We start from the raw sequence: 21715 nt of genomic DNA on the forward strand, positions 1-21715 counted from the left end.
TATTCAAAAATGACTGCCTATATTCTGTACCTTGGCACTTACGGAAAACAATAATGAAAAAAATGTCTTTGGCTGTGGCGCTTTCAGGTGCCTTGTTAGTCGCTCCATTTTCTTGGTCGCAATCTTTATCTGCGACTACTCAATATCCAATCTATCAACTTGACGGCAAAGTGGTTCTCGGTCGTGTTGAAAGCGTTTATTACAGCGAGATTCCAGAGCTAAGTGATGTTCCTTTTATCGGCAAGATTGATACCGGCGCCGACACGACCTCAATGCATGCAGACAACATTCACGTCAGCAGCAGCAACCCAGAATACAAAAGCCTCAAAGATAGCAAGCTGATGTGGGCAATCATTGATGATCTTGGTGGCACCAAAGCCAAGTGGGATGCTGACAGTTTTAAGCCGTACCAAGTGACCGTGAGTTTCACTATTCATCATCCGTACACAGGCAAAGAAATTAAGATCACTGATGATCTTGAACGCATCAGTGCGATCCGCAGCCGTACTAGCGAAAAACCAATTCTACGCCCGACGGTGAAAATGCCGATGACCATTGCAGGACACACTGTGGACACCGTGGTTAACCTGACCAAGCGTACTCAATTCTCAGCACCTATCTTGATCGGTAAGACTTACCTCGACAACAACGCGTGGGTGTTTGCTGGTTACGATTACCTGCAAGAGCAACAAAAGGCGCAGATGATCGGTAAGAAAGAAACGGTTGAAGTGGAAGGAGTGCCATACAAGGTGAGCATTTCAACTTCTAGCCGTTACACCAACGTGCATGCGCTGAATATCAAAGTGGATAAGAAGAAAAAACAAGTTTCTTTCACTTTAGAAGGTGAGAACGGCAAGCGTCATCCAATGACCCTGCCATTAGTACGTATGTTGAAAACCAGCAAGAGTGAGCGTCCTTTGGTTTATCTTCCGGTGAAAGTGAGTGAAACTGAGACGCAACAATGGCTGGTTTACTTGCGCGATCGCAGCAGCTTTAGCTCGCAAATTCGTCTGGGTAAAGACGTTGCAAGCCAGCACTTCGTGATTGACACTGACAAAGAGAACTTGCTCGGTGGCGTTGAGAAGTCATTTAAGAATGCTCTGAAATCTAAGCCATTGGTTATCTCACCTGAAGAGTCAGTCAATATTGATGGTCATGTACTGCCTGCGTATCCAACCTTCGCGGTTAAAACGCCATTGTTGCGTGTGGATGGCTTTGAATTGACGGAAAAAGACAAGAAAGAAGTCGTGACCTTCTATCTGCCAAGCGCGAAAGGCAAGGAAGAGAAAATCACTAAACACGTATTGAAGAAGCTCAAAGTGGGTGACTCGGTTCGCCCAGTCGTTGAAGGTGACTTCCTATTTGGTGATGAAGAGAAGAGCATCGAATTTGCCATTGATGTATTGGAGAAAGACGATCAAGAACAGCCGTTCTTTGTCTTCGGCCACAGCATGGCGAAAGGCGGTGTGCTGTTGAATACACGCGCTGATCACTTATTGGATGCGCGTCCGCTGTTCAAAGCCGGTCATATTGAAGTGGCGGAAGTGGAAGGTATGTCTTTCCCGGTGAAATTGGATACGGGCGCGGATGTGAGCTCAATTAATGCTCATAACATCAAGCAGTTCGAGAAAGATGGTAAAGACATGGTGAGCTTCACCTACGAGAACGACAGCGGCATGAAGAAAGAATTTACCAAGCCCGTTGTTGACGTGATGCGCATCAAAGCCAAGAAAGGTGAGAAAGCCAACGTACGTCCGGTGGTGGAAATGCACGTTAAGCTGGGCGAACTAGAGAAGAAGGTTCGCGTTAACTTGCAAGATCGTAGTCGTTTCCATTACAGCATGATTCTGGGTAAGAACTTCTTGAAGCACGGTGCGATCGTTGCCAGCGACACCAACTATATTGTGACCGAGAAGCCTGATTACGAAGAGTAGTCCTCAAGATAGCTATCTAAAACGCAAAAGCCGCACTAAAAAGTGCTAAATCCTACCATTTAACGTGCTTGGACACGAAAAAGGATAGTGAGTCTTAATTATACGAACGGCCCTCGATTTGGGCCGTTTTTTCACTCTGCTCTTAAACAAGCCAATACTGACAATCAAGCATATAACTTGCTCATTAGACCTTTTGAGTTGCCATATACCTGTTTTATTAATTTCTTCAAGTGTTTGAGTTATCCATTCTAAATCTCACTAGCGTGGTGGGGGGGAGTGTGGTCATATGCCTATTTCATAGGTCAGTCGCAACAGTTTTAAGCGAAGTTTGGGGAGTTCCTGAGATTGTCTCAAATTCTTTCATTCTAGAAACTATTGATGATAACTAATTCACTGCGTTTAGATATTTTAAGCAAGAGAGATACTAATTGACTAAAGTCGTAAAATCTTAATTTTCGCATAAAACAAAGAACTTATGACTGCCGTTTGCTTATTAATTTAGTGCATATGGTTTGTTCATCTGATTTGGTCGATTTTTCTCCTATCACTTTTAGACTGGAAATTCCAATCAAATTTTGAATTGCGGAATCTTGTTCTAACTTTTCAAAACTAATAAATGACTCAATCAATAGGTGTTCTCTGATCACTTTTTTGGAGAGTTTGCTCAGTATCATCCTCACCCATTCGTTGTTTATTATGCAATCAGGGTGTCAATATGACCGTATCAACAGGTCTCTATCAGAATGGTAAAAATCCAAATCGAGAAGACTTCATAGCGACTTTGTTTGACTTAGAGGAAATTCTTCTTAGTAAGGCCGCACTTAAGCTGTTTCTCATTTACGTTGAGTCTGCCTGCCATCATGGATTTAGTGATGCATACAGTCACCTACTTTCTAGGGTTTTTTATCAGTGCGTAACGAGTGGCTATAAAGTTGATCAGTACGCTCTCCGATCTTATTTGGAGAGAAAGCTGGGTTGGAGCGATTACGCTGCAGACAAAGTATTTTGGTGCTGTAGTTCTTTCAATTCGATGGAAAGATTAATGTTGGACTCCAGATATCTCGTCAGAAGATATCCCGATATGTGTTCTGTTGTTTCAAATGATTCAATCCCAGCGTCATACCATTACTTCACATCCGAGCTAGTGGAGGTATAAATATGGACTTTAAATCCACTTTACTATTATGGGAATTAGAGAAGAAGGCTGACCCATCTCTTACCATAAAGCGATTTTATGAGAGACATGAAGGTAAGGTTAAGAAAGACAAGTATCTTCTGTTGTCATCATCCTTAAACATTTCTAAGTCATGCAGCTTAGAAGAGTTGGTGGTTCGTTCAAGATCGTCAAAGGCGTCATGTCATACAACCCCGATTATACCTCTCCAGATAAAGAGTAAAGGTACTGATTCTTTCATAGCATTTGGAAAGAAGTATCACGATTTCAAGGCTTTCGTTAAGGAAAACAACCAACACTTCTTAAGCCACACCGTCATATCAAAACGACTGAGAGACGGGTGGAGCTTTGAAGAATCTGTTTCCATTCCATTTGGCCAAAAGCGCATGACAGGTGGTTCAGATGTCTTTAAACATTGATAGTTATCTGGTTGAAACATATAGGGACAACGAGACGGGAGTGCTAGTTAAAGTCTATGAGTCTTGTACTACATCAAGTGAATATGAACATAAAGTTCGCGAGCTGACAAACGGCTTTGTTCGTCGTTTAGAGCACAAATGGCCTGATAGATTTAAGTTCAGTCTTACTAGATATACGAATACCCAATGTGAAGTAACACTCACTTGCAAAAAGCACCTGCGTGACTTCAAGAGCTACGCTACTTATGTCATGAAAAGTGGCGACGGTTGCCCTGAGTGCGCGTCTGAATCTAATAAAGTCATATGTACAGAAAGTCTCGTACTAATTGGTGAAGCAGTCCATGGAAATAGATATGACTATTCCAAAACAAAGTTTAGGAACAATAAAAAGAAAGTTGTGATTACTTGTCCCTTGCATGGGGATTTTCACATTACTCCTACAATGCATATCCAACAAGAGATTGGCTGCCCCGATTGTGAAAGTAGTTAATACAGACATGAATATAGTCTGTAAGCGAGTTACTACTTATAAAAATGAAAAGTTGTCTATAAATGCTGAAGAACTAAATGAGCAAACCTTAGGTTAGGTTTGTTAGCTTTTTAGTCAAATGCTTAATTAATACGAGAGCATACTTAAGAAACGTTCGGTCCCTATATGTTTGAAAATACATTGAAGCTTATTACTGTTGGTGCTGTTGCCGGAGAGTCTTGTTGGTTGTTATATGATTTCAACTCAGCTCTTGCATCTATCGTGTATTTCACGATTAGTATTTCCATATCTCTTCACTACCAATTCTTGCACCAATTTTCATTCACAAAGAATCGAGGGAATAGAGAAAGGTATTTTCGAGATGTATATATGCTATGGCCCATTACCGTGCTTGAAACAATTATTTTTAGGTACCGTCTCGGAAAAGCTAGATCCCTTGCGGAATTACTAAGCTTGATGCCTCCCAATGAAGTGATATCTGAGTTAGGAATAGAAAAAAGGGAGGAACTTGACGCGTTATTAAGAAAGTTACGCTGGTGGACTGAGTGCGAACATTATCTTCATACGGTAAAAAAAAATGATTGAAATTCCCAACATATCTTTGCTTGCTAAGGCTACTCAAACGCATATTGGACTTTGCGCTTATGCTCGAGTTGTGAACGGATTAAGTCGAAATGGTTTTTCCGAAATTGGTCTTTACTCTGCAGTAGTTAACAAATGTAGTCAGATAGGGAAAGACCCATCTGTTCAATTCAAAGACATGGCCGAAATTCTACAGGGATGTGCCAAGGAAGCTGACTTTCCTAATTACTATACTAAGTTTGGTTATCTCGATGATGCCTGTTTGATTCGACATAGCCCTCACTCCCCAGAGCAAATGGGTATGTTTCTGTGCAGAAAATGCAGACTGGTTAAATCACCCTCAGAACGTCCCAAGAAAAGTAAGCTAAAGAATACTTGCCATTTGTGTGTAAACAGCACCGCATCAAGCCTTACCAACCGCAGTCTAACATCTGACCGACGATCAAAAATACGGGATCATTAACATGACACCACTAACTAAAATTGCCGGATTTTCCTCCTTACACGCCACATTTGCACACTATATAATCAATCAGCGGAGCCAGCTTGGTTTTGATAGCATCTTCTTTGAAGAAGTGGATGCAACATTTGGGGATTACAATGCTAAGTACTTGCTGCAGCTACATGATTTAGATAGAGAAGAAACGACAGAGATGTGGGTTGTATACTCTAATAATATTCCATTCGCTATAGCAATTAGGATTTTAAAAGATTCGGAACCATTATATCTTGAATCTGAAATGGTCAGATTTGAACGCGAGATACCATTGATAGGTTTACATCTAGACCTCATAAGTAACCTGCCAATTTACTAGAAAATGCCACCACTATGGTGGCATTTTTGTTTCTTTAAAATATCTTCAACTTTCAACTAAACTAAAAATATTATTATTTTATGAGTAAATAATAGAAGTTGGTTATCATTATCTGTTTAATCAAATGTTACAACAAAAGTTCTTATTATTAATTTGGTTAAATGTTTGTAATCTAACAAATCAAATTGAAATTTAAGTTTTTGCTTTTAAAGGTTTGGTCTTGTGGTGACTATATACCTTTTTAACAACAAAAAAAACATTAATTCAATCACATCTTTACTAATGATTTTTTTCCAGTTTCAAGAGTTGTCTAAATACCCTCAAATTTCCTCCGATTTTTTTAAACGTAAAAAACACGATGATAATTTTTAAATTCTGTTGAGTGATTATTTTAATTAAATGATTTGCGAAATATAAAAATCAAAATTTAATTCAAATAAATTCTAATTATTGATTTATTAATTGGAGGTTTTCTATTAATTACAAAGGTGTTAATAGAAAATTAACTTATCAAATAACCAGTCTCTAAAACTATTAATAGTGAAAGTGGAAAAACAAATGTCTAATAGCAATAAGATGAGTGTTACTCAGTTGACAGTGTTAACTGCGGTAAACATGATGGGGTCAGGTATAATTATGCTCCCATCCAAGCTGGCTCAGGTCGGCACAATGTCAATCCTATCCTGGATTGTTACAGCTCTTGGTTCTCTAGCGCTTGCGTATGTATTCGCTATGTGTGGCCGTTTTTCTAAGCGTTCTGGTGGGATGAGTGGTTACACATCATATGCCTTCGGAAAGTCAGGCGCTTTCATGTGTTCATTCACATACAGTATTTCCCTTGTAATAGCTAACGTAGCTATTGCGATTACTTGTGTGGGTTACCTTCAAGAGTTCTTAGAGGTGGCTTTCAGCCCACTTGAGATAACGGGTTGTGCAATTGCAATTGTGTGGATTACTACCCTAGCCAACTTTGGTGGTGCAAAAATCACAGGTGCTATCGGCGGCATTACTGTTTGGGGCGTAATTATCCCAGTCGTAACACTGTCTGTTGTTGGTTGGTTTTGGTTCGATGTTGATATGTACATTGCCGCTTGGAACCCACATAACCTGCCATTCGTGGAAGGTGTTTCAGCATCAATTGCTATGACGCTATGGGCGTTCCTTGGTCTTGAGTCAGCTTGTGCCAACTCTTCTGCTGTAGAGAATCCAGAGAAGAACGTACCTATTGCTGTTCTTGGCGGTACTCTTGGTGCTGCAGTTGTATACATACTTTCAACTAACGTTTGTGCCGGTATCGTAGATAACGCGGCTCTTGCTGAATCTACAGCTCCTTTTGCACTTGTATGGTCTCAACTACTTGGTGGATGGGCAGGTAAAGCTGTAGCGTTCCTATCTGTTGTTGCTTGTGCTGGTTCGTTGCTTGGTTGGCAGTTTACAGTGGCTCAATCTTTCAAAGATTCTGCAGACGAGAAAATGTTCCCTTCACTATTCTCTTCTGTTAGTGAGCGTGGCGCACCTATCAAAGGTATGATCGTTTTGGCTATCGTTCAAACGCTTATGTCGTTAATGACAATCAGCCCAGACCTTAATGCTCAGTTTGAAGCCATCGTTAATCTTGCAGTAGTTACAAACCTCATCCCTTACATCCTCTGTATGGCTGCGATCTTTATCATCCAAGATCTTGCAAAAGTCCCAGCAGCGAAAGCAAAACGTACAAACACACTTGCCTTTATCGGTGCCGTTTACAGCTTCTACGCGCTATATGGTTCTGGATACGAAGCAATGATGTGGGGCGGTATCGTGACCTTCTTTGGTTGGACTGCATACGGCTTCATCGCTAAATACCACGAAAACGTGGTTTACCAATAACTCCCCCTACCGATGGCCACTAGTTTGGTGGCCTACCAAAGAGAATAAAAAATGAGAATTCTTGTAGTGCTTGACTGTTGTAAGCAGTCTCTTAAGAAAACTAACGCTTTTTCGGACTTGAAATCTGCTTTAAGCGAACACGAGTTTGTAATCCAATTCGCAAGTAGCAAAGAAGATATGCTTTCTGCTATCGCAGAAAACCCTCGCATCGGTGGTGCCCTATTTGATATTGATGAACATGGCTCAGAGCTTGTTAAGCAGATTGAAGAACTAAATGAGTTTCTGCCAAGCTTCGTGTTTTCTAGCAAAGACACTATCAGTACTATTGCTTGTAAAGATCTTTCTTCTAACGTTCATTTCTTTGAATACGCATCAGGGGTTGGTTCTGACATTGCTTTGAAAATAAGCCAAGCAGTAGACACATACAAAGACGTGATCATGCCTCCATTCACAAAGGCGTTGTTTAACTATGTTGAAGAAGGTAAATACACTTTCTGTACTCCGGGTCATATGGGGGGCACTGCATTCCAAAAGAGCCCTGCTGGAAGCATGTTCTATGACTTCTACGGTGAGAACACATTCAAAGCAGACGTTTCAGTGTCTATGCCTGAATTAGGCTCTTTGCTAGATCACTCTGGTCCACATAAGGAAGCTGAAGAGTATATCGCGGATGTATTTAACGCAGACCACTCTTATATCGTAACCAACGGTACATCTACAGCGAACAAGATTGTAGGTATGTACTCTGCGCCAGCTAACTCCACGGTTCTTATCGACCGTAACTGCCATAAGTCACTTACTCACCTACTAATGATGAGTGATGTTAAACCCGTTTATCTTCGCCCTACGCGTAATGCTTACGGTATTCTTGGTGGTATTCCTAAGTCAGAATTCACAGCTCCAGTTATCGGTGAGAAACTGAAAGCTAGCAACTTTAGCCGACTTCCAAACTATGCAGTAGTGACGAACTCAACTTACGATGGCTTGTTATACAATACGGACTACATCAAACAAACACTAGATTGTGGTTTCATCCACTTTGATTCTGCTTGGGTTCCTTATACTAACTTCAGCCCTATCTACAAAGGCAAGTGTGGTATGAGCGGCGACGCTATGAAGGGTAAAGTGTTCTATGAAACACAATCTACTCACAAGCTTTTAGCAGCGTTCTCTCAAGCATCAATGATTCACGTTAAAGGCGAAATCGAAGTTGAGTCCTTTAACGAAGCGTTCATGATGCACACGTCCACGTCACCTCAATATGGTATTGTTGCATCAACTGAAACCGCAGCAGCGATGATGAAGGGCAACACTGGTAAACGCCTAATGGACGAGTCGATTAACCGCGCAGTCCGTTTCCGTAAAGCAATCAAGAAACTATACGATAATTCAGAATCTTGGTTCTTCAAGCCATGGCAGCCAGACAACATCGATACTAAAGAATGTTGGAAGCTTGACCCTAAAGACGATTGGCATGGCTTCAAGGATATCGATGATGACCACATGTACTTAGACCCGATCAAAGTAACTTTGCTTACACCTGGGCTAGATACTAATGGTAACTTGTCAGCATCCGGCATCCCTGCCTCTTTAGTGTCTAAGTTCTTGGATGAACGTGGAATCGTTGTTGAGAAAACAGGTCCTTACAACGTTCTGTTCTTATTCTCTATTGGTGTAGATGATACAAAAGCGCTTCAATTGCTTCGTGCTCTTCAAGAGTTCAAGGTTAGTTACGACAACAACATGCTAATTAAAGATATGATTCCTTCTCTATACGAAGAGTCTCCAAGTTTCTACAATGGCATGCGTATCCAAGAACTTGCTCGTGGTATCCACCAGCTAATTTGTCGTTACGACTTGCCTGAGTTGATGTTCAGTGCGTTTGACGTTCTTCCTCATTTAGAAATGACGCCTTATAACGCTTGGCAGTGTGAACTAGCTGGTGAGATTGAAGAAGTGAACATGAAAGATATGGTTGGCAAAATTAACGCTAACATGATTCTTCCTTATCCACCGGGTGTGCCTTTGGTGCTACCTGGCGAGATGATTACTGAAGAATCTCGCGCAATTCTAGATTTCCTACAAATGCTCTGTGATATTGGTGCCCACTATCCGGGCTTTGAGACTGATATTCATGGTGCTTATCGCCAAAATGACGGTTCGTACACTGTAAAAGTTATTAAACAATAACAAGAGAGCTTTAGATAAAACCCAAGCTGCCTGAGCTTGGGTTTTTTTGTATCCATGAAAAAAAGCCTTATCGATTGCTCGATAAGGCTTTCGTTTATTCACGCAACTGTGAGTACTAATCATATTGCGTTGGTCGTTAAACCAGTGGAAAAAAAATGCTATCACAGTTTTTATACGTAAATTGAAATCTTTGATTTTGTTTAATAAAAACAATTCGTTGCATAATGATAGGCTGGGCGTGTTACATGGATACATAGCTCACTTATTGTATTTGTGAACACATCCCTTAACGTGATGCTCATTGCTATTAAGTTGTGTTGTCCTTTTGTTTTATTAATCTTTCTTGATAGAAGCTTCTGCTTGATAGCGAATGCTGTTGATGAACCATTCTTTGTAACCTTCCGGCGTTCTTACTGCGAATTCATCATCGACTTCTTTTTTTAATAGCGCACGCGCCATTGGGGAGTCAATCGAGATATAGCCTTTTGCATCACCATAGATTTCATCGGGACCAACGATGCGGAAATTCTTCACATCGCCCGCTTCATTCTCAATTTCCACCCAAGCACCAAAAAACACTTTGCCTTCCTGCTGAGGTGAGTAATCCACCACTTTGACTTGCTCAAGGCGCTTACGTAAGTATCTGACACGACGGTCAATTTCACGCAGGCGTTTTTTGTTGTACTGATAATCTGCGTTTTCGCTTCGGTCGCCCAAGCTTGCTGCCCAAGTAACTTTTTTGGTGACTTCTGGACGTTCTTCTCGCCATAAAAAGTCGAGTTCGGTTTTTAGGCGATTGTAGCCTTCACGGGTAATTAAATTGGTTTTCATTGAGCGCACACTCGTTAACGGTAAGGGAAAGATATTAGCGAGAATTGATTCTCGCTGTAAATACCGAGCCTCGTTAACTGATGCTCCTCAACTGCTCTAGGGTCATGATGTTACTGTCAATATTTGACATCTCTACTTGCGCCTCTTGAGCTTGGTTTACCCCTCTAATAGCCATATCGGCTGATGAGTTGCTTGCATCTGTTAGCTCTGCAAGCTGTTGGCTTAAATGTGTAGACTCTTCAACAATGAGAGAGATGATTTGGTTGATGTCATGAACTGAACTTTCTATATCTGTGATAGAAGATGAAACATTATCTATAGTCTCACCAGTTTCATTTAAGCTTTTCTGGGTATTGAGTGATAGAGCCCTCACTTCATCGGCGACTACGGCAAACCCTCGTCCAGCCTCACCCGCTCGAGCGGCCTCAATGGCAGCATTAAGAGCAAGTAAGTTGGTTTGTTCTGCAATACCTGAAATAGCTTTTAGGATGGAGACTACTTTTTCAGAGCTCAACTGGAGTGATTGAATTCTCTCTTTTAGCGTGTCGCGATGCGCAGCTTGCTGTTCAATCTGCGAAGTGAACTTCGAAAATTGTTGATGGATTGCGTTTAAGTGAGCAGCAGACTGTTGAGATACTCCACCAATTGATTCAAGTTGCGAGCTTGAATCTTGTAGCAGCGGGCGATAAAGCTGGAGCTGCGTAATGAGATCGGATTGAATATCGTTGATACAGGCTTTGCTATTGATCTTTCTAGCAAGGAAGTGCTCTCGATAATGAGCGTATTTCACGGGGTAGTTATCCGCAATGGTGTCCGAAAATCGCTCGCCGTTAGCGACTTTGAAAAAAGCGAGCGCAGTTAAGGTTTCATTCATATGTACGCCAAGCAATTCACCAAAAGTAGAGAAGCCAGAAACCGGTATATCGTTGAAACAACGCACTTGGCTGAGTTCACTCGCGTTGTTGAGTCTTCTCAAAATGCAGTCGTTAGCAATCATAGCTTCGGGTGATGATGGCTTACCTCGTAAGAACTGTTCATAATCGCGTGCCGTTGTCGAGCTTAGACTTTCACTGGATAACAAGTGAAGCTGATCCCCAAACTCCATATCACAGAAGAATGAAATATGGCCCGTCTCTAGGTCGATGTTAGCAATTGAACGAATGAACATCTCATCATTGATACTTACCCCGAAAGAATGGCCTGTTAAGTGTTGTGACAATTCGGAGGGAGAACAGTTGAAGTACTGGCAAAGAGCTTCAACAGGGGTAGAAAGTTTGTTTGAGTTAGATGCAAGTAAGCTTTTAAGCACTCGAAGGTTTGGGTCAAACTCTGCGACGGTAAAGTACGCCTTACTGCGAGTAAAATTATGTGTTTTAAATATGCCATAACGATACTCTGGCGACAGTTTTAAGAAAGCGATAAGAGCTTTGTTGTTCTGCTCTTGGCCATTGTAAGCTACTTTTGCTGAGGTAAAATCTAATTTTCCTCCTGCACTGCCACCGATGAAATAACACGGAAATCTTTCTTCTTGATACAGCGCCTGCATGAAGAAGTTTTCACTGGCAGAAATACCATCAAAGTAAGTCAAAGCTACGCTATCAAAGTAATTTGGCGTGAACTTAGTGTTTAATGCTTTGATTTCTCGAGCTATAGCTTCGATTCTTTGTTGTGAGCTTCTCGTAGGAGTTCCTGATTTTATGTCTTCACAATGTAAGTTAACGGAGTGGATGTCGACATCAAATAGTATTTGTTCAGAAAAAGAATGTAGGACAATGTTGTCCCAGTTTCCCTCAGTTGCATGGTATAGCTCGCCTTTCCCACCTAGTTCACCCGCAGTTTGAACTGTTATGACATGTTGGATGCCATGCAGAGCTTGTTGTAGCTTTTGATTGATATTTTTAAAATCCAAGTGAGGAGAAATGTAAGCGATGATTAGCTTAGCTGTATTGTTAAGCCTTGCTGGTTGAAGGTGGCTCGACGATAAATCTCTTTCCGAGAAATGAAGAACTACATTGGATTTTGGGCATTGGGTGTTTTCAAGATTTTCGCGAGAAAATAAACGTTTTAGCATAGACAACCTTGTTCATTCTTATTATCAGAATAGCTTCTCGACAGGTGAGAAATTGATGTTCTTTTGTTTCAATTTGCTATGAGCAAATGAGCTTAGAAACTAATTGTCTATTATACGGGTGATATAATACGTAGTACTGCGGATGATTGAAGGTGTGAATTGAATAAGCCTTTTGAATGAATTAGATGCAGGAGATGTGACGCAAGAACATGTAAATATAGTGCTCTGGATAAAAAGAGTAACAATTTGCACAAGCACGTTTGAAAAAACAGTGATACATTTTTGACTATAGATGCCTCTGAAAGGATGTTTCAATGCAGGAAAATCATAAAATATTAGTGGTTGATGACGATGCTCGTTTGCGTGCTCTATTGGAGCGTTACCTTTCTGAGCAAGGTTTTCAGGTGAGAAGTGTCGCTAACGGCGAGCAGATGGACCGTCTTCTGACCCGTGAAAACTTCCACCTTATGGTGCTGGATTTAATGTTGCCGGGCGAAGATGGCTTATCGATTTGTCGTCGTCTACGTCATGCTAACAACATGCTACCTATTCTTATGCTGACGGCGAAAGGAGATGAAGTTGATCGTATCGTTGGTCTTGAAGTGGGTGCAGACGATTACTTACCAAAGCCGTTCAACCCGCGTGAACTGCTGGCTCGTATTAAAGCAGTACTTCGCCGCCAAACGGTTGAACTGCCAGGTGCGCCAAGCACGGAAGAGAAAGTGGTTGAGTTCGGAGACTTCCGTCTGAACCTAGGTACGCGTGAAATGTTCCGTGGTGACGAAGCGATGCCACTGACTTCGGGTGAATTCGCAGTGCTGAAAGCGCTAGTGACCAACGCTCGTGAGCCGATGTCGCGTGATAAGCTGATGAACATGGCTCGTGGTCGTGAATACTCAGCGATGGAACGTTCTATCGACGTTCAAATCTCACGTCTACGCCGCATGCTAGAAGACGATCCAAGCAAGCCACGCTACATCCAAACGGTATGGGGCTTAGGTTACGTGTTCGTCCCAGACGGCAAAGAAGCGTAATACCTTCTAAGGCCTGCCGATAATACTCGGCTGTTCATATTCCACCCTCAAGCCTCTTTCCTGTTTGAGGGCTGGAAACTCGCAATTAATGTTGTTCATTAGGAACAGTCCATTAGGGATCCTCCATGCGAATCCGAAGTTCATTTACACAATCCATTCTGCTGTTCATCTCTTTGCTTCTCGCTAGCCAAGTCTTTTCTTACTACGCCGTTTTTAACTACGCGTTGATGCCAAGTTTGCAGCAGTTCAACAAAATTCTCGCCCATGAATTGAATCTGGTACTTGATGAAGATGGTCTACTCAAGGCTGACGCGCCGCTGCGCCATCAACTGCTAGAAAACTTGGGTGTGACGGTACACAGCGTCGATAGCGAGATGATGAATGAGTTCAATCATGCGATGTCGATTGATTTGATGTCGGAAGAGATGACGCAAGAGCTCGGTTCTCCAACGGAAGTGCGTTTGCTGCTTGGCAGTGAAAGCTACATTCTGTGGATGCGCATCGATCAGTTGCCGAACTCCATCATTCGTATTCCACTTTCTGAATTGCAAGAAGAAGACTTTGCACCGCTGTTCCGTAATAGCTTGATTATGGCGCTTCTGATCATTGCTGGTGGCTGGTTGTTTATCCGTTTACAAAACCGACCTTTGATTGCGTTAGAAAAAGCTGCGAAAGGAGTCGGTCGAGGTGAAATTCCGCCGCCGTTACCGGAGAAAGGTGCTTCAGAAATCCGCTCTGTAACTCGCGCATTCAACCAGATGTCGAAAGGCATTCAAGAACTGGAAGAAGATCGTGCGCTACTGATGGCAGGCATCAGCCACGACTTACGCACGCCACTGACGCGTATTCGCCTTGCGACAGAAATGATGTCACCTGAAGACAGTTACTTAGCCGAAGGCATCATCAGTGATACCGAAGAGTGTAACGAGATCATCAGCCAGTTTATGGACTACCTCAAACCAGTAAATAAAGAGTCGTTTGAGCAGGTGGATATCAATACCATCACCAGTGATGTGGCAACGTCGGAAGGGGGGTATGAAGTCGAAATTGAAACTGACCTCAACTCTACGATGCCAACCGCAAAAGGCAGCCCAATCGCAATCAAACGTGCGGTGAGTAACCTTGTGGTCAATGCACTGCGTTATGGTAATGGCTGGGTGAAAATCAGTACGGGCGTCACCGCCGACAAACAGCTGGTGTGGGTGTGCGTTGAAGACAACGGCCCGGGCATTGAGCAGTCGCAAATCGCCAAGCTGTTTGAACCTTTTACTCGTGGTGACACGGCGCGAGGCAGTGAAGGGACCGGATTGGGCTTAGCCATTGTGAAGCGTATCGTTAGCCAACATTCTGGTTCGGTTGTGGTACGTAACCGCAGTGAAGGCGGGTTAAGCGCACAAATCAGTTTCCCAACCAAGTAAGCGTTCTTCGCTCAACTGATTCCAATAAAAAAGCCCAACCAAAGTCTGGTTGGGCTTTTCGATCATCCTAGGCAAGGTTAGGATTCTTTTACCTCTTGAGCAACCAGCTCGTCTTCCTCTTCCAGTTTCTCTGGAAGCAGTAGGTTCAATACGATAGCGGTGATGCCGCCTGCTGCCACACCTGTTGAGAAAATGCTCTTAATAAACTCAGGCATGAATTGCAGAATTTCTGGTTTTTGTGCAATGCCCAAACCCATTGAGAACGACAGCGCCATAATTAGGATTGCGCGACGATCGAGTTCGACACGAGAGATGATGCGTACGCCCGCTGCGGCAATGGTACCGAACATCACGATAGTTGCGCCGCCCAGCACTGGCTCAGGAATCAGCTGAACAAAGCTTGCCACGCCCGGGAACAGACCCAGAATCACCAACATGCCTGAGATGAAGTAACCTACGTAACGGCTTGCTACGCCAGTGAGCATGATGATGCCGTTGTTTTGGCTGAAGGTAGAGTTCGGGAAGCTGTTGAATACTGCTGCAATCGCTGAGTTCAGACCGTCAGCCAATACGCCGCCTTTGATGCGCTTCATGTAAACCGGACCTTTCACTGGCTCACCGGAAACCTCAGACGTTGCGGTGATGTCACCAATTGCTTCTAGTGCCGTAATGAAGAAAATCAGAACCAGTGGAATAAACAACGACCAGTCGAAGCTTAAGCCATATTGCATTGGGATTGGCAGCGCGATGAGGTCAGTTTCGCCCAGTGTTGACGTGTCGACCATGCCCATGAAGTACGCCATGACATAGCCAACTAGCATTGCAATCACGATAGAAGCTACGCGTAGGTATGGGTTCTTTGAACGGTTAAGGATTACGATCAAGCCAAGTACTGTGCCAGCGAGAGCTAACTTGTCTAGGCTACCGAAAGAGCCATCGCCCATTGCAGCATAGCCTCCGCCCATTGATACCAAACCCACTTGGATAAGTGTCAGACCGATAAGCGTCACGACAATGCCAGATACCAATGGTGTAATGATGCGGCGTGCGTGCTCTAGGACGCGAGATAGCAGGATTTCTGCAAAAGACGCGACCAAGATGGTACCGAAAATTGCTGCCATCATGGTGTTAAGATCAGCGCCGCCGGCTTTAAGAGAAAGACCAGCACCAATGATTGGACCAAGGAAGTTAAAGCTGGTGCCTTGCACTGAAAGCAAGCCAGAGCCAATAGGACCAAAGGTACGAATTTGAATAAAGGAAGACACGCCAGATGCAAACAGCGACATGCTGATGATGGTGTTGGTTTGGTCAGCAGGTACACCCAAAGACTGACAAATGATCAGAGAGGGGGTAATAACGGCTACGAACATCGCCAATAAGTGCTGAAGTGCAGCAAAAATGGTCTGAGGTAGTGGTGGACGATCGTTTAACTGATAGACCAGTTCCGAAGTTCGGTTTGAAGTTGTCATATTTGTCTCGCTAGTCGCAATAATTCTTGCCCCAGAGCTCGCTGAATGGGAGTGCTGGGTGGAGTTGACGTTATGACCTGTGATTGCTGTTAATCAGTGTCAACTCAGGTTGGTTTGATGTGACAAGGTGCACACCATAAATTTTGAGCGCGATTATAGAGGGATTTATTCAAAAAGCAAACGTTTGCTTTGGGCTAAAAAGAAAAGGCGAACTAAATTGTTCGCCTTAATCTCTTATGCTTTAGAGTAAATGTCACGCTCACCTAACCAACGATCAATAATTGCGGTCGCATTCGTTGGGTAGTTGTCATGAATGTAACGCGCGATGCGTTGAACTTCCGGAATCAAGCGCTGATCTCGCACTAAGTCGGCAATTTTAAAATCTGCCAAGCCAGTTTGTTTGGTACCAAGAAGCTCACCCGGTCCACGAATCTCTAAGTCTTTCTGTGCAATCACAAAGCCGTCGTTGCTTTCACGTAATACGCCTAAACGCTTTTGCGCAGTTTTTGATAGTGGCGAGTGATACAGCAGCACACAATGGCTCGCCACTGAACCTCGACCAACACGACCTCTCAACTGGTGCAACTGAGCTAAACCTAAACGCTCTGGGTTCTCGATGATCATCAAACTGGAATTGGGCACGTCCACGCCCACTTCAATCACCGTCGTTGCGACCAGCAAATGCAGCTTGTTGTCTTTGAAATCCTGCATCACCGCTTGCTTCTCTGCGGGCTTCATTCGTCCGTGCACGAGACCAATTTTTACGTCAGGCAGTTTACGTTGCAGCTCTTCTGCGGTATCAGCAGCGGCTTGAGCTTCCAAGACTTCAGACTCATCAATTAAGGTACATACCCAATACGCTTGTTTGCCTTCGTTTAAGCAGGCATTGCGCACTCGCTCGACGATATCATCGCGTTTGGTGTCTGGAATTGCGACCGTCTGGATTGGTGTTCGACCTGGCGGTAATTCATCAATCACCGATGTTTCTAAATCAGCATAAGCTGTCATGGCTAACGTTCGCGGAATTGGCGTTGCTGTCATGATGAGTTGATGTGGATAAGCGCCTTGTTTCGCGCCTTTCTCTCGTAGTTCTAAGCGCTGGTGGACGCCAAAGCGGTGCTGTTCATCAATAATGACTAAAGCAAGATGATGGAACTCAACATGCTCTTGGAAAAGAGCGTGAGTGCCCACGACCATTTGCGCTTCACCACTGGCAATTCGGGCTAGTTCGGCTTCTTTGGCTTTACCTTTCAATTTACCCGCAAGCCAACCGACCTGAATGCCCATCTTCTCGAACCAATTGGCGAAGTTAATCGCGTGCTGTTCGGCGAGCAGCTCGGTCGGTGCCATTAAAGCGACTTGATAGCCGTGTTCAATGGCTCTGACGGCAGCAAGCGCAGCAACTAGAGTTTTCCCCGAGCCTACGTCACCTTGAACAAGGCGCATCATTGGGTGTGTTTTCTCTAAGTCAGCTTCAATTTCTTTGACGACTCGTGCTTGGGCATTGGTCGGTGAGAAAGGTAATTGAGCCAGTAGCTGCTTTTTCAATGAGTCACACGACGCCAAAGGCAATGCAACATCTTGTTGTCCTTTGCTGCGCACTGCCAACATAGAGAGGTTCTGCGCTAGTAACTCTTCCATGATCAAACGAATTTGAGCTGGGTGTTTACCTTCATCAAACTCATCCAAATTAATGGTTGGAGGCGGTCGATGAATCGTATGCAGCGCTTGCGACATGGTGATCTGGTGATCGTACAAACCGGAAGGCAGCAACTCTTGTACTGCGGCTTTATCGAGGAGTGATAAGGCTTGTTCCGTCAGGTTACGCAAAGTGATTTGGCGTAACCCATCGGTGGTTGGATAAACGGGGGTTAAGCTCTGTTCCACATCCGGCTTTTGCTCACTTACATAAAACTTGTAGTCAGGGTGAACAATTTCTAAGCCCATACCGCCACGCTTAATTTCACCGTAAGCGTGTACTAACTTACCATTCGAGAAATTGTTCTTCATCGCGGCAGTAAAGTTAAAAAAGCGTAGGGTAATCGTGCCATTGCCGTCGCTGATTTTTACCGTCAGCATTTTGCGTTTGCCGAAAGTAGTATCGACAGCCATGACTTTGCCCTGTACCGCCGCCCAAAGTCCGGCATGCAGTTTGGCGATTGGGTAAATGCGAGTGCGATCTTCGTAACGAAGAGGAAGGTGAAACAACAGATCTTGAACGCTATGCAAGCCAACTTTGGCGAGTTTTTCTGCGACTTTGGCGCCAACTCCAGACAGAGAGGTTAAAGGAACAGCAGATAACATTTGGGCAGACATAGTGGGCTCAAGAAAATAGTTAACATAGCAGTATGTTAACCACTAAGCTGTGTTTTTGTACAGGATTAAGTTAGAGAAAGGGATGTGGGAACGCTTACGCTCCGAGATTCGAGAACGCGGAAACAAACTTAACCAGTGAGGCGAGAAAGAGCCATATCGATTGACGATATGAGGTTATCTTGAAGCAAAGCGTTCTCGCCTCATGAGTCTATTTATTTCTTCTGCATCTCTTTCCACCATGATTCGTCAGCCACAATTTGGCCTTCGTCATCAAGTTGTGGATATTCTAGCCCTTTGCGTTTCGCTACCTTTGCTAAGACTGGATGACCACGCTCAAACAGAATGCGGTTGATGGTCTCTTTTGGTAGAGCGCTCTCTTCACGTTCGTACATCCCAGCGGCTTCACGCTGACGCTGCGCTTCATAAAGAATCACAGCACTGGCGACTGAGACATTCAAAGACTGCACCATACCGATCATTGGAATAATGATGTCTTGGTCTGCGAGTTTCTTCGCTTGCTCTGAAGCACCAATTTTTTCGCTACCCAGAATGATTGCCGTTGGCTTGGTGTAGTCGATTTCACGAAAATCGACCGCGGTGTCCGAAAGGTTAGTCACCAGAACTTGCATGCCTTGCGCTTTGAGCTCGGTAATCGCAGTTTCAATCGAATCGTGAGTATCCACTTCAACCCAGTTGCGCGCCCCTGCTGAGGTGTGGGTCAGTGTGCGCATTTTGTCGGGCCAAATCGCATGAACTTTGTGTAAGCCTGTTGCGTCAGCGGTACGGATCACGGCGGAAACATTGTTCGGCTTATGAACTTCTTCAAGGCACAGGGTGAGGTCGGTTTGGCGTGCTTTTAACACCTGATGGATGCGGTTGTAACGTTCTAAATTCATAATAAATAGGGATATAAAAAAATCGCCACCCAGAGTGTGGGTGGCGATAGAGTTTAGTTCTTTCTTCGTCTGACTCGAGTCGCCTGTGGCATGGTCTTAATCTTACGCATTATGCCAGCAAGGTGAACACGATCTTTGGTGGTTAGCAGAACGGTAACGGTGTACAAGCGACCGTCGCGTTCTTCGGTTGAAAGACCGTGAATGTTCGAACCGGTTTTCGAAATCACATTGGTCAATTCCGCTAGCGCACCTTGGTTGTTGAGCATATCGACTTTCAGTTCAGCAATGAACTCTTTGTCGTACTCTTCAGACCAAGCGACAGCCATGTATTTGTCTGGTTCTTTCTGGTATCCGCGTACGTTTGGACACGTTTCACGGTGTACCACAAGACCACGACCTGGTGATACGTGGGCAATGATGTGGTCATCTGGGATAGGGTGACAACAATTTGCGAAAGTCAGTAGCAGACCTTCTGCACCACGGATTGGCAGTTTCTTGTTAGATTCGTTTGGAATCGAGCTCGTGGTGGTCAATTCATCAGTGTCACCCAATAAGCGACGTGCGATGACGATACTCATCAATTCACCCAAACCAATGGCTGCTAGCAGATCATCGACGCTTTCTAGGCGCAGATCAGTCAGCACTTCTTGGATGTTTTCTGGGTAGATTGAATCAATCGAATGACGACCCAAAGCGTGATTCAGTAGACGACGACCTAAGGTAATCGACTCTTCACGACGCATGGTCTTCAACACTTGACGAATCTTAGTGCGGGCACGAGAAGTTACAACATAGTTCAACCAAGCTGCATTTGGACGAGCACCTGGTGCACTGATGATTTCTACTGTCTGACCATTCTTCAGTGCCTTACTTAGTGGGTAAGGGTTACGGTCAACACGAGCACCAACACAAGAGTTACCGACATCAGTATGTACGGCATAGGCAAAGTCGACTGCTGTTGCGCCTAATGGCAATTCAACGATACGACCTTTTGGTGTGAAGACGTAAATCTCATCTGGGAACAGATCCGATTTTACGTTTTCAATGAATTCGAATGAGTTACCAGCACTTTGTTGTAGCTCAAGTAGGCTTTGCATCCAACGCTGAGCTTTCACTTGCGCTGTCGTGCCAGATCTGTCGCCCTTGTCTTTGTAAGACCAATGCGCAGCAACACCTTTGTCCGCCATTTGATCCATATCTTCGGTACGGATCTGAACTTCAACAGGTACGCCGTGTGGGCCGACCATAGAAGTGTGTAGCGATTGGTAGCCGTTCGCTTTTGGTACCGCGATATAATCTTTCATGCGACCAGGACGCGGCTTATACAAGCTGTGTACTTGGCCTAGAACGCGATAACAAGTATCGGCAGTATCAACAACCACTCGGAAAGCGTAGATATCCATGATGGTGTGGAAGCGCTGTTCTTTGGTTTTCATCTTGTTGTAGATGGAGAACAGGTTCTTCTCACGACCTAACACGCGCGCATTCAAGCCAACATCTTCCAGTCGACCTTCGATTTCGCTATGAATACGCTGGATCATCTCTTTACGATTACCACGCGCAGCTCGTACCACTTCTTTTAGGACGCGGTAGCGGTTTGGGTAAAGCGCTTCGAAGCCAAGTTCTTCGAGTTCCGTTTTGATATTGTGAATACCAAGACGGTGAGCGAGTGGAGAGTAGATCTCTAGTGTTTCGCGGGCAATACGACGCTTTTTATCCGGGCGTAGGGCTCCCAACGTGCGCATGTTGTGCGTGCGGTCAGCTAGCTTGATGAGAATGACGCGAATGTCTTGCACCATGGCAAGTACCATTTTGCGGAAGTTCTCAGCTTGCGCCTCTTTGCGATCGCGGAATTTGAGTTTGTCCAGTTTAGATACACCATCAACCAGCTCTGCCACGGTATTGCCAAACTTCTCTTCAAGGTCTTCTTTAGTAACATCACAGTCTTCGATGACGTCATGCAGTAAAGCTGCTTGAAGGGTTTCGATATCGAGGCGCATTTCAGCCAAAATTCTGGCTACAGCAACGGGGTGGATGATGTATGGTTCACCGCTAGAGCGGGTTTGCCCTTCATGGGCATCTCTTGCTACCACATAAGATTGACGCAGAGCCTCAATTTGAGGCTCTGTTAGGTATTCTTGGGCAACGTCTTTGAGGCTATCGAATAGATACAAATTATAGGCCCGGGAGGTTGTTGAATTCTAAAG

At 44.1% G+C, this 21715-nt stretch carries 14 protein-coding genes; 8 read left to right on the forward strand and 6 right to left on the reverse strand.

Annotated elements, in window-relative coordinates; translation table 11 throughout:
- Positions 1–53 precede the first annotated feature (53 nt).
- From KIV41_RS00385 to cadA, 6 genes are all read left to right on the forward strand, one after another.
- Positions 54–1934, forward strand: coding sequence for a RimK/LysX family protein (locus KIV41_RS00385; protein WP_285335508.1), 1881 nt, complete (start codon positions 54–56; stop codon positions 1932–1934).
- Positions 1935–3092: 1158 nt separating this feature from the next.
- On the forward strand, positions 3093–3527 hold the full coding sequence (locus KIV41_RS00390) for a hypothetical protein (protein WP_285335509.1): 435 nt from the start codon (positions 3093–3095) through the stop codon (positions 3525–3527).
- The gene (locus tag KIV41_RS00395) at positions 3511–4017 is read left to right on the forward strand and encodes a DUF723 domain-containing protein (RefSeq protein WP_285335510.1); all 507 of its coding nucleotides are present in this window, start codon (positions 3511–3513) and stop codon (positions 4015–4017) included. Before KIV41_RS00390 ends, KIV41_RS00395 begins: the two co-directional genes overlap by 17 nt.
- A gap of 1046 nt (positions 4018–5063) precedes the next feature.
- The gene (locus KIV41_RS00400; protein ID WP_138954968.1) at positions 5064–5414 is read left to right on the forward strand and encodes a hypothetical protein; all 351 of its coding nucleotides are present in this window, start codon (positions 5064–5066) and stop codon (positions 5412–5414) included.
- Between the two features lie 558 nt (positions 5415–5972).
- Positions 5973–7283, forward strand: a complete 1311-nt coding sequence (gene potE / locus KIV41_RS00405) for a putrescine-ornithine antiporter (RefSeq protein ID WP_138954969.1) — start codon at positions 5973–5975, stop codon at positions 7281–7283.
- Between the two features lie 51 nt (positions 7284–7334).
- A complete protein-coding gene (gene cadA / locus KIV41_RS00410; protein WP_285335511.1) occupies positions 7335–9473 on the forward strand; it encodes a lysine decarboxylase in 2139 nt (712 codons plus the stop codon).
- A gap of 333 nt (positions 9474–9806) precedes the next feature.
- On the opposite strand, the gene greB is transcribed toward cadA, so the two are convergent.
- Together greB and KIV41_RS00420 are read right to left on the reverse strand one after the other, a co-directional pair.
- Positions 9807–10304, reverse strand: a complete 498-nt coding sequence (gene greB, locus KIV41_RS00415; RefSeq protein WP_171356832.1) for a transcription elongation factor GreB — start codon at positions 10302–10304, stop codon at positions 9807–9809.
- A 73-nt stretch (positions 10305–10377) separates the two neighbouring features.
- Positions 10378–12375, reverse strand: coding sequence for a methyl-accepting chemotaxis protein (locus KIV41_RS00420; RefSeq protein ID WP_285335512.1), 1998 nt, complete (start codon positions 12373–12375; stop codon positions 10378–10380).
- A 314-nt stretch (positions 12376–12689) separates the two neighbouring features.
- Between KIV41_RS00420 and ompR the strand changes: the two genes are divergently transcribed.
- Positions 12690–13409: a two-component system response regulator OmpR gene (gene ompR, locus KIV41_RS00425; RefSeq protein ID WP_005430151.1), complete on the forward strand. Its 720-nt coding sequence runs from the start codon at positions 12690–12692 to the stop codon at positions 13407–13409.
- Between the two features lie 125 nt (positions 13410–13534).
- Positions 13535–14827, forward strand: a complete 1293-nt coding sequence (gene envZ / locus KIV41_RS00430; RefSeq protein WP_038893787.1) for a two-component system sensor histidine kinase EnvZ — start codon at positions 13535–13537, stop codon at positions 14825–14827.
- A 77-nt stretch (positions 14828–14904) separates the two neighbouring features.
- Here envZ and KIV41_RS00435 read toward each other — a convergent pair whose 3' ends face one another.
- The 4 genes from KIV41_RS00435 to spoT form a co-directional block, all read right to left on the reverse strand.
- Complete coding sequence (locus KIV41_RS00435) at positions 14905–16296, reverse strand: uracil-xanthine permease family protein (protein WP_285335513.1); 1392 nt, start codon at positions 16294–16296, stop codon at positions 14905–14907.
- A 234-nt stretch (positions 16297–16530) separates the two neighbouring features.
- Positions 16531–18612, reverse strand: a complete 2082-nt coding sequence (gene recG / locus KIV41_RS00440) for an ATP-dependent DNA helicase RecG (protein ID WP_285335514.1) — start codon at positions 18610–18612, stop codon at positions 16531–16533.
- A 212-nt stretch (positions 18613–18824) separates the two neighbouring features.
- A complete protein-coding gene (trmH, locus tag KIV41_RS00445) occupies positions 18825–19508 on the reverse strand; it encodes a tRNA (guanosine(18)-2'-O)-methyltransferase TrmH (protein WP_005430068.1) in 684 nt (227 codons plus the stop codon).
- Positions 19509–19561: 53 nt separating this feature from the next.
- Positions 19562–21682, reverse strand: a complete 2121-nt coding sequence (spoT, locus tag KIV41_RS00450) for a bifunctional GTP diphosphokinase/guanosine-3',5'-bis pyrophosphate 3'-pyrophosphohydrolase (protein ID WP_038883414.1) — start codon at positions 21680–21682, stop codon at positions 19562–19564.
- Between the last annotated feature and the right edge of the window lie 33 nt (positions 21683–21715).

Source organism: Vibrio sp. D401a (assembly GCF_030248515.1).
GTDB classification, from domain to species: Bacteria; Pseudomonadota; Gammaproteobacteria; order Enterobacterales; family Vibrionaceae; genus Vibrio; species Vibrio rotiferianus.